The organism is Archangium sp. (assembly GCF_057119385.1).
The window spans coordinates 187,686-196,598 of record NZ_DBNGVP010000028.1; the positions used below are offsets into that span (position 1 = coordinate 187,686).

Consider the following 8,913-nt stretch of genomic DNA (forward strand, 5'->3'; position numbering starts at 1 on the left):
GAACCCGAGCGGCCCCGGTTTCAGCGGCACACCACGGCCCGGGCACCCCAAGCAGTGCCCGGGCCGTGGCCGGCTTTCTCAGGCGGGAGCGGAGTACAGGGCTCGACTGCCCCTCCGCACCCACCACACCACCGCGGCCACCTGGAGGTGGAAGGGCAGTCTCCGGAACTCGTCGTTCCGGCGGTGCTCAACGAGCGCGGTGAGGTACTCCGCCGGTACCCAGTTGCCCGTCCGGCCGACGGACACGGGACCGTGGACCACCGGGGCTCCCGCTCTCCGGAGTGCGCGCGTCCAACGCCGGGCTGGAACGCGAGCGAAACCGCGACGCTCCATCGCTTGAATGAAGCGCCTCGCGCGGCAGACCTGGCCGCCGAAATGGGGACGGGGCGGCTCGACGGCGCCGCACCTCCCACAGGTGAGGGGGCTCATCCCCTCACTCCTTCACGGCTGTCCGGTACTTGCCGCGGACGAGCGGCCCCCCTCTGCTGGCCATTGAACGGCACTCCCCTGTCCAACTCCGACGATTCAAGCCCTCTTCGGGCACACGTGTTTCAATGGGCATGAGCCCTCCCTGCCGCCGCGTGGGTGCATCAAACCGCCGGGCGGCTCTCGGCCTCGCTTGATGCACGCGGTGGGGGGCTCTTGAAGGCAGGTGAAGCTTGTCGAGGGCCACCAGCCGTCAGCGGCTCCCCAGCCGCGTACTTCCGGAGACTACGTGAATTGTCACGTAGGGTCAAACAACCTTCGGAGTAGTAGGTGGGATACCCCACGCAGCATGGTGGGTCTGGGAAGTATGTCCCCATCACACGACTTTTGCGGTTGCAAGTCCGACGAGTCGCCGAGCGACAGTCTCTCCTCTGGGACTGGTCCTGACAGGTCATCCCACGTGGGGCGACCTCCCAGGACAACAGCCGTACGGGGGCACCCTGACGTGGGGCCACGAAGATGCTACAGTGCTTCTCGTCGAGGGCCACTGGCCGTTGGCGGTTCCGCCAGCGGAGAGTGCCGGAACCGGCGGGGAGCAATCCTCGCCGGTTCTTTTTTTTTACCTGCTTCGGAGCGCTCGCTCCGGCGGTGCCTGTCGAGGCCTCGCGGGCAATCCCGGTCCGGGTGGCATGTTGCTCGGGGGCAGGTATCAGCCCCCTACGGGGAACGGCTCCTGGACGCCGAGGGAGTGCGGGCAGGGTAGAGTCCCCGCCGTCTCATGAACGTCCGGGAGCCTGGTGTGTCGCGCCTGTTGGCAGCAGTGGTGGTGGGAGTCCTCGTGCTCGGGGCCTCGGGCTGTGCGCACGAGGCCGGTGCGCTCCCGTCCTCCGGGGAGTCCGTTTCCCAGGGGCCGGCCGAGCCTCCCCGGGAGCCGCTCCCCAGCGGGCCGCTCGTCCTCCGGGGCGTGGTGACGTGGGAGGGCAAGCCCGTGGGCGGCGTGACGGTGAGCGCCGTCCCCCATGCCGATGTGCCCCTGTCCGCGCGGGCCTGCTCCTCCGGGGTGCCCGGGATGACGATCCTCGACCCCGGGTGCGGCGCGATGAAGGGCGAGCTGGCGCAGACCGCGGAGTGGCTCGGCCTCAAGGCGCCCATGGCCCGGACCGTGACGGGTCCCGATGGTTGGTTCGAGTTCACCCAGCTCCGGGCATCCACTTACGATCTCTGGGCCAGTGGCCCGCAGGGGACCGCCTTCCTGGCCGCCGTTCCCGCCGGGGCCAACGTGGTCGGGGTGTCCCTGGAGAAGGGGAGGAACATCCAGGTGGCCGTGGAGGACGGAGGCTCGGGGCGGCCACTGTCCGGGGCTCGGGTCGCACTGCTGCCCCAGGTGGGAGGCCAGGCCTTCCTGACGGTCTCGGATGCCGGAGGACAGGCCACCTTCCCTCCGGTGCCCACGGGCGAGTACCACGTGGTCGCCTCGCTGCCCGGACGCCTCGCGGACGCGGGCCCGGTGGGGGCCGAGGGCACCACCCTCCACCTCTATGTACCCCGGAGCCTCTCGGGCCGGGTGCTCCGCGCGGGCGGGAACGGCGGGGCGGGCCTCCGCGTCCGGCTCGAGGGGGAGGGATTGCAGGGGCTCATCCAGACGCGGGAGGAGGGCGACTTCCACCTGGCGGGCCTCCCGCCCGGCTCCTACGCGTTGACGGTGCGCGAGGGGCGGGAGCTCGCGACGGCCACGGTGCTCATCCCCGAGGATCGGGACCTCACGGACGTCCGGCTCACCCTGGAGCCCTGCGCCGAGGTGTCCGGGCGTGTCTCGCGTCCCACCGGCGAGCCCATCCCCCGGGCGGAGGTGGAGCTGCTGCTCGGCCGCGAGGGCACCTGGCGGAAGTTGCTCGCCACCACCTCAACCGAGGGGCGCTTCCGCTTCGAGTGCGTGGAGCCGGGCCAGGTGCGGCTCTCCCTCAGGGCCCGGGGCCACGTCTCCCCACCGGAGCCCCTCTCTGGGGAGCTGAAGGCGGGAGACACCTTCCCGGCCGACGCCGTCCTTCCGCCCGCGGCACCCGCGAAGGGGCGCATCGTGGACCCGGGAGGCCGCGGGGTGGGAGGGGTCCGCATCGTGCTGACCGCGCTCGACGGACGGGGCGGGGGCGGCGCCACGACGGCGGGGGATGGGAGCTTCGAGGTGGATGGGCTGGCGCCGGGGCGCTATGCGTACGAGCTGTCGCCGGGCGAGCGGTTCCAGGCGGCCCGGGGCGAGGTGCGCCTGCCGGCGGCGAACCTGCGCCTCAAACTGCTTCGAGGGCCCCCGGTGGAGGAGCGCCGCCCGTGAGGGGTGTGGACGAACCGTGCCTGTTCAACCCGGGGCCGCCCTGGTAGATCCACCGTCCACCTTGGGGGGGAGACCCGCCCCGCGCACCCGAGAGGGAGCCTCGTGGCCGAGCAAGTACCGTTTGGAGCCTTGTCGTTCGCAGAGAACCCGGAGCCGCGCTGCCCGTGCGTGCTGCTGCTGGACACGTCCGGCTCCATGAATGGGCGCCCCATCGAGGCGCTCAACGCGGGACTGCTCCAGTACCGTGACGAGCTGGCCGCCGACAGCCTGGCGTCCAAGCGGGTGGAGGTGGCGGTGGTCACCTTCGGGGGGCAGGTGCAGACGCTGCACGACTTCTCCACCGCCGAGGCCTTCTTCCCCAACGCGCTGATGGCCGAGGGCAACACCCCCATGGGCGAGGCCATCCTCCGCGCCACGGACATGCTGGCGGCGCGCAAGAGCCTCTACCGGCAGAACGGCATCCTCTTCTACCGGCCATGGATCTTCCTCATCACGGATGGAGGCCCCACGGACGGGTGGCAGGCCGCCGCCGAGCGCGTGCGCCAGGGCGAGGCCAGCAAGGCCTTCTCCTTCTTCGCCGTGGGCGTGGAGGGGGCCAACCTGGACGTGCTCAAGCAGATCTCCGTGCGCGAGCCGCTCAAGCTGGACGGGCTGCGCTTCCGCGACCTGTTCCAGTGGCTGTCCAACTCGCAGAAGGCCGTCTCGCGCTCGCAGACGACGGACGAGGTGCGGCTGGCCAACCCGGCGGCACCCGGCGGCTGGGCTTCCGTATAGGACGGGGATGGCGATGTGGAGGTTGCTCCAGCAGTCCCTGGAGGGGACCTCGCACCGGCGCTCGGCCACGCCCTGTCAGGACAGCTGCGAGGGGACGGCCACGAGCCCCGGGCAGGAGTCCTTCCTGGTGGTGGCGTGTTCGGACGGTGCGGGCAGCGCGGGGCTGAGCCAGGAGGGCTCGGCGCTGGCGTGCCGCCGCTTCGTGCAGGTGGCCTGCGAGGCGCTCGAGCGCGAGGGCGCGGAGGCGGTGAAGGATCCGGAGCGCATCCGCGACTGGTACCGGCAGGTGCGGCGGGCGCTGGAGGAGGAGGCCGCCCGGCGGGAGGTGCCCTTGCGCGAGCTGTCCTGCACGCTGCTGACGGCGGTGGTGGGTGAGCACGCGGCCGTCTTCGCGCAGGTGGGGGATGGCGCCATCGTGGTGCGCGAGGGCGAGGGCTACGTGCCCATCTTCTGGCCGCAGGCGGGCGAGTACGCCAACACCACGTGGTTCGTCACCTCGGCGGACCTGGAGCAGGTGCTGCAGGTGGCGGGCCGGGAGCCGGTGGACGAGGTGGCCCTGTTCACCGATGGCTTGCAGATGCTGGCGCTGCACTTCGCCTCGCGCTCGGTGCACCGTCCCTTCTTCGAGCCGCTGTTCACCGCGCTGCGCGGGGCGGCGAATCCGGAGGATCTGGTGGTACCCCTGCGCTCGTTCCTGGACTCGCCCGCGGTGAACGAGCGCACGGATGATGACAAGACGCTCGTGCTCGCCGTGAGGGTGGGCGCTGGAGCGGGGCGCGAGTCCTCGCCAGAACCCGGGTAGCACGTGTCCCAGCCCGTCCTCTTCAATTCACGGGGTGAGCGGGTGGCCCTGGGCCCGGAGGTGGGGCGCGGGGGCGAGGGCGTGGTGTACGTGCTGCCGAAGGACGCCCAGCGCGTGGCGAAGGTGTACCTGACGGCGCCGCCGGCCGAGCAGGGCCAGAAGCTGGCGTGGATGGCGGCCCATCCTCCGCCGGGCGTGGAGAAGCTGGCGGCCTGGCCGCACGAGGTGCTGCACGAGGGCCGGGCGGGAGGTCCGGTGCGGGGCTTCACCATGCCCCGGGTGAGCGGCCTCAAGCCCATCCACCTGCTGTACTCCACGGCGAGCCGCCGCAAGGAGTTCCCCACCGCGGACTGGTCCTTCCTCGTCCAGACGGCGCTCAACTGCGCGAGCGTCTTCGAGGAGTTGCACGCGGTCGGCCACCTGGTGGGGGACGTCAACGAGAGCAACCTGCTGGTGTCGCCGCGGGATGCCACGGTGCGGCTGATCGACTGTGACTCGTTCCAGATTCGCGCGGGCAACCGGGTGTACCGCTGCGAGGTGGGCGTGCCGCTCTTCACGCCGCCCGAGCTGCAGGGCCAGCCCTTCCGGGGGCTGGAGCGGACGCCGTCGCACGAGGGCTTCAGCCTGGGGGTGCTGCTCTTCCACCTGCTGTTCCTGGGGCGCCACCCCTTCACGGGCGTCTTCACGGGGCAGGGGGAGATGACGCCGGAGCGGGCCATCCGTGAGTTCCGCTTCGCGTATGGCCGCAACGCGCGGGCGCTGCAGATGACGCCGCCGGCCATCCACCTGCCGCTGGAGACGCTGACGCCGGAGTTGGCCCGGCTCTTCGAGGACGCCTTCGCGCCGGATGCGCCACGGGTGGGGCGGCCGAGCGCCACCGAGTGGTACCGGGCCCTGCAGGCGTTGGCGCGCTCGCTGCGCAGCTGTGCCCAGGAGCCCACGCACAAGTATCCGCAGCACCTGCCGTCCTGCCCGTGGTGCCAGATGATGGCCACGCGCGGGGTGGCCTTCTTCGGCGCGCCGCAGAACACGGCGCCGGGGCCCCAGGGCTTCACCTGCACCTTCCAGGAGCTGGAGCCGCTGTGGACCGAGTCGCAACGGCTGCTGGCGCCGAACCTCCTCGCGCCCGTGACGCCTCCGCCGATGCCCGCGCTTCCGGACCGGCTGCCGGCGGAGCTCCAGGCCGAGGTGGATCGGGTGCGGCAGGCCAGCGTGGCCATGCTGGTGGGCGGGGTGCTGGCCACGGTGGGCTGGTGGGTGGTGATGCTGGCCTCCCTCCAGGTGGGCGGCTTGCTGCTGGTGCCGGGCTGCACGCTGCTGGGCAGTGCCTCGGTCGTGTGGTGGCTGAGCCGGAAGCATCAGCGGCTTCCGGTGGAGGTGGCCGAGCAGCAGGGGCTGTTGCGCCAGGCGGAGGCGGCCCTGGCCGCGGCGCAGACGGAGGGCGAGCGCTTCAAGGACGAGCTGCAGCGGATGGCGGATCGGGCGCGCCAGCTGCTGCACGGGCTGCGCGCGGAGTACGGCAAGCTGCAGCCGGAGTTCGAGGCCGAGCAGCGGCGGCAGCTCCAGCACCGCGAGTCGATGCAGCGCGAGCAGTTCCTGCGGGCGGCGCTCATCGAGGACCATGAGATCGACGGCATCAAGCAGGTGCTGAAGGCGAACCTGGTGCGCTGGGGCATCGAGTCCGCGTACGACGTGCTGAAGGAAGACGTGAGGCAGGTGCCGGGCTTCGGCGAGGTGCGGACGACGAAGCTGATCGCCTGGGCGAAGGAGGTGGAGAAGGGCTTCCGGTTCGATCCGGGGCTGGCGGTGAGCGAGGCGGAGCGGCGGGCGCTGGTGTCGCACTTCCTGCAGCGCAAGGCGTCATTGCGCGCGCGGCTGGAGGCGGAGGTGGCGCCGCTGCGGACGTGGTCGCGGGAGATGACGAAGCGCTCGGGCGAGCTGGCGGCGAAGCTGGAGGAGGCGCGGCAGGGGGTGATGCGGGCCACGCTGGGAATGCCCGCGGCGCGGCCGACGGTGGAGGCGGCGCTGAAGCCTCCGGTGTGGGAGGACCGGCGCGTCCTGCTGGCCATGGTCCTGGCGGTGATGCTGGGCGGCGTGGTGGGGCTGGTGAACCGGGCCACGACGAGCACGGTGGAGCCGGTGAAGCTGGCACCGCCTCCCGTGGCGCGGGCGCCCGAGGAGCCCGCCGAGGTAGCGGTGTTGCCCCTGGACTGTCTGGCCCGCGAGGAGGCCACCACCGGAGCTCCGGTACTGGAGCGGCTGACGGCGGGAAGCCGGCTGGAGGTGGTGGAGGAGGAGGGCGGGTGGCGCAAGGTGGTGCTCGCGGGAGGCCGCGAGGGGTGGACGGGTCCAGGTTGCTGGTCTCCGCCGTGAGCCCTTCGGGTACGCTCGTACCGGGAGGGGTCGCGTGGAGAGTCCGCAGTCCTCGCCCGGTTCCCGCAGTTCACCTTCGACACGCAAGGCCGCCCCCAGTCCGTTTTCAAGGGGCCCTCCGCGGAACTCTTCGAGCAGTGGCTCCAGAACGTCGAGCGCGCCGGAGACGTGGAGCTGTTCCGCCGGTTGTACCGGCTCCAGCTCCAGGACCTGTCCAGGGATGCGCGCCGCAAGCGCTGGCTCGGGGACCTGCTGGCACGCTATGGCACTGCCTCTACGGTCCCCCGCGCCTCATCTCCCCTGGCTGTTCGGCCTGTGCTCCTCACCGCTGTCCTTCCACGGCGCCCTTCTTTCAAGCGCCGTCCGGAGGGATGCCCCCTTTTTGTCTGTGAATGTCTGGGCCTGCTCTCCGCCTCTTCAAATCCTCTCCTGCGGACTTTGAATCAATCCTGCCTCCAGAGGGACGCCGAATTGGGGGCCTGAATTGGGAAGAGAGCCCAGGCAGAGCGCCAGTATAGATGAATCGAGTTCGTATCCCTCTGACGGATGATCTCCTGAGCAGAGCGCCATCAAAACCCTCGCCAGGGATGATATTTCCTCCAGCAGTCCCCCAATTGCAAACCACCGAAACAGATGCAGCCTCCTTGCGTTTTTCGCTAACGCAGATAGCGCTTGCCTGTGGAGCAATTGAAGCTCATGCTTCCTGGCCGTTGCTGACTACTACAGGAGGGAGACTCTTGCGTTACTGGATGCTCACGTTGGCGGTATGCTTTCTGATTGGGTGCAAGCAGGGTCCACAGGGGACTGCTGGTCCTCCGGGGCCTCAAGGGCCCGCGGGTCCGCAAGGAGAGACCGGGCCCCGAGGACCGGTGGGCCCTCAGGGCGAGCCAGCGCCGCTGGTTCTGGCGGCGGGAGGAGGGCTCTCGGGAAGCGGCACTGCGGCCAGTCCACTTGAGGTCACGAGCGGTGGTATCACCGTCGATCACCTCGCTGGCCCCGCACGACTCTACTCGCGGCTGATGACTCCGAGGTGGCTGCAGGCCAACGCCGACTTTCACAGCGCGCGCGTCTTCGATATCACCGATACAGAGGTTTCTTTCGGCCCCGCTGATACTGGAAACGAACAAACGCGTCTGCTCACAGTCCCGCTGTTGCCTCCCAACACCTTCAAACCTGACGAGACCTACTTGGTACGAATCGTTGTCAACCAAGTGGTTGCCAGCAGCGATAACGACCCGGGTTTCGGAGTCACAGACGGAACAAGGTTCATTGGAATACAGAAGGGTGATGAGGTCAACGCTGACGGCGCGGCATGGGTCTTGCTGGGGATGTATGGCGATAACCTTGCCTCTCGTGCTATAATACCCCTTGGCGGCCCAGGTCAGAATGCCCAGAATTTCGAGATCCTCATTCGACTGGGACCGGTTGCCGGGTCCAATACGCCGGTGTTTTTCATCAGCCGCATCGGCCTTCTAGCCGGACGACACCAGGAGAGCCTGCCCATCGACCGGTCCAAGGCTATCTCATTCGTCGTTTTTGCGAACAACGCTGCTGAGCTGTATACTTTCCAGAGCTTCGAGGTGACCATTGACCGTGAGGGCTGAGCCCCGGGGGGCGGTCCACAAGTAGGGTTCCCATCGAATCTTCATGGCTACCTAGTACTGCTGTGTCATAAACGTCTAGTTTTGCTCGCACGCCCCCACGCACGAGGGGACATACGCCTCGGACCTCTCCTCGGGCGTGCTGGTAGAACTGTTGGAGCCGGTCGTTCCAGAGGGAAAGGCAGACGTTTATGACACAGTAGTACTAGTGGACTGTCCACGAAGTCCTTGGACATAGTCGAAACAGGATCCCGCGCGGGGCTATAGGCGGGAAGTGTTGGCCTGTTTGTAGGTCGGCGCTCCGAAGATACTGCAAGGGGAGCGCTCAGCGCTCAGGCCGAAAACTCCCGATGGGAACACCTTCCCTCCGCGAGATGCTCCGACTGGTCCGACAATCGGACCAGTTGCTCATGTTCGCCCCCGGAAGCAGCCCGACTCTTCGCTCCGCGACTATGTCGAAAAACTTCGTGGACACTCCACTAGCACCGAACGTCCGATGGGGCCGTCGAGGGAGCACTTGACGGTTCCGGGCTCTCTGGGAGCGGGGCGTCGAGCGAGTAGAGGACGAGGCGGTCGTTCATCCAGGGGATGCGCACCTTCTTGGCGTT

6 protein-coding genes are annotated in these 8,913 nt (G+C 69.1%); 5 read left to right on the forward strand and 1 reads right to left on the reverse strand.

The genetic code is table 11. The annotated features are described in order from the left end of the window. Positions 1 to 78: 78 nt before the first annotated feature. On the reverse strand, positions 79 to 261 hold the full coding sequence (locus AC16DP_RS07890) for a hypothetical protein (protein ID WP_329728663.1): 183 nt from the start codon (positions 259 to 261) through the stop codon (positions 79 to 81). 964 nt (positions 262 to 1,225) lie between these two features. On the opposite strand from AC16DP_RS07890, the gene AC16DP_RS07895 reads away from it, so the two are divergent. From AC16DP_RS07895 to AC16DP_RS07915, 5 genes are all read left to right on the forward strand, one after another. Further along, positions 1,226 to 2,755 (forward strand): MSCRAMM family protein, encoded by a 1,530-nt coding sequence (locus AC16DP_RS07895; protein WP_329728664.1) that lies wholly within the window; start codon positions 1,226 to 1,228, stop codon positions 2,753 to 2,755. Between the two features lie 129 nt (positions 2,756 to 2,884). Next, positions 2,885 to 3,529: a vWA domain-containing protein gene (locus tag AC16DP_RS07900; protein WP_329728665.1), complete on the forward strand. Its 645-nt coding sequence runs from the start codon at positions 2,885 to 2,887 to the stop codon at positions 3,527 to 3,529. 13 nt (positions 3,530 to 3,542) lie between these two features. Next, positions 3,543 to 4,331 carry a PP2C family serine/threonine-protein phosphatase gene (locus AC16DP_RS07905; RefSeq protein ID WP_329728666.1) on the forward strand — a complete coding sequence of 263 codons (789 nt, stop codon included), beginning with the start codon at positions 3,543 to 3,545 and terminating at the stop codon, positions 4,329 to 4,331. Positions 4,332 to 4,334: 3 nt separating this feature from the next. Further along, positions 4,335 to 6,704 carry an SH3 domain-containing protein gene (locus AC16DP_RS07910; RefSeq protein ID WP_329728667.1) on the forward strand — a complete coding sequence of 790 codons (2,370 nt, stop codon included), beginning with the start codon at positions 4,335 to 4,337 and terminating at the stop codon, positions 6,702 to 6,704. Between the two features lie 869 nt (positions 6,705 to 7,573). Further along, positions 7,574 to 8,308, forward strand: coding sequence for a hypothetical protein (locus tag AC16DP_RS07915; protein WP_329728668.1), 735 nt, complete (start codon positions 7,574 to 7,576; stop codon positions 8,306 to 8,308). Positions 8,309 to 8,913 lie beyond the last annotated feature (605 nt).

Coding starts and splice junctions, on each gene's coding strand:
- AC16DP_RS07905 (WP_329728666.1), top strand. CDS start 3,543: ATGTGGAGGTTGCTCCAGCAGTCCCTGGAGGGGACCTCGCACCGGCGC.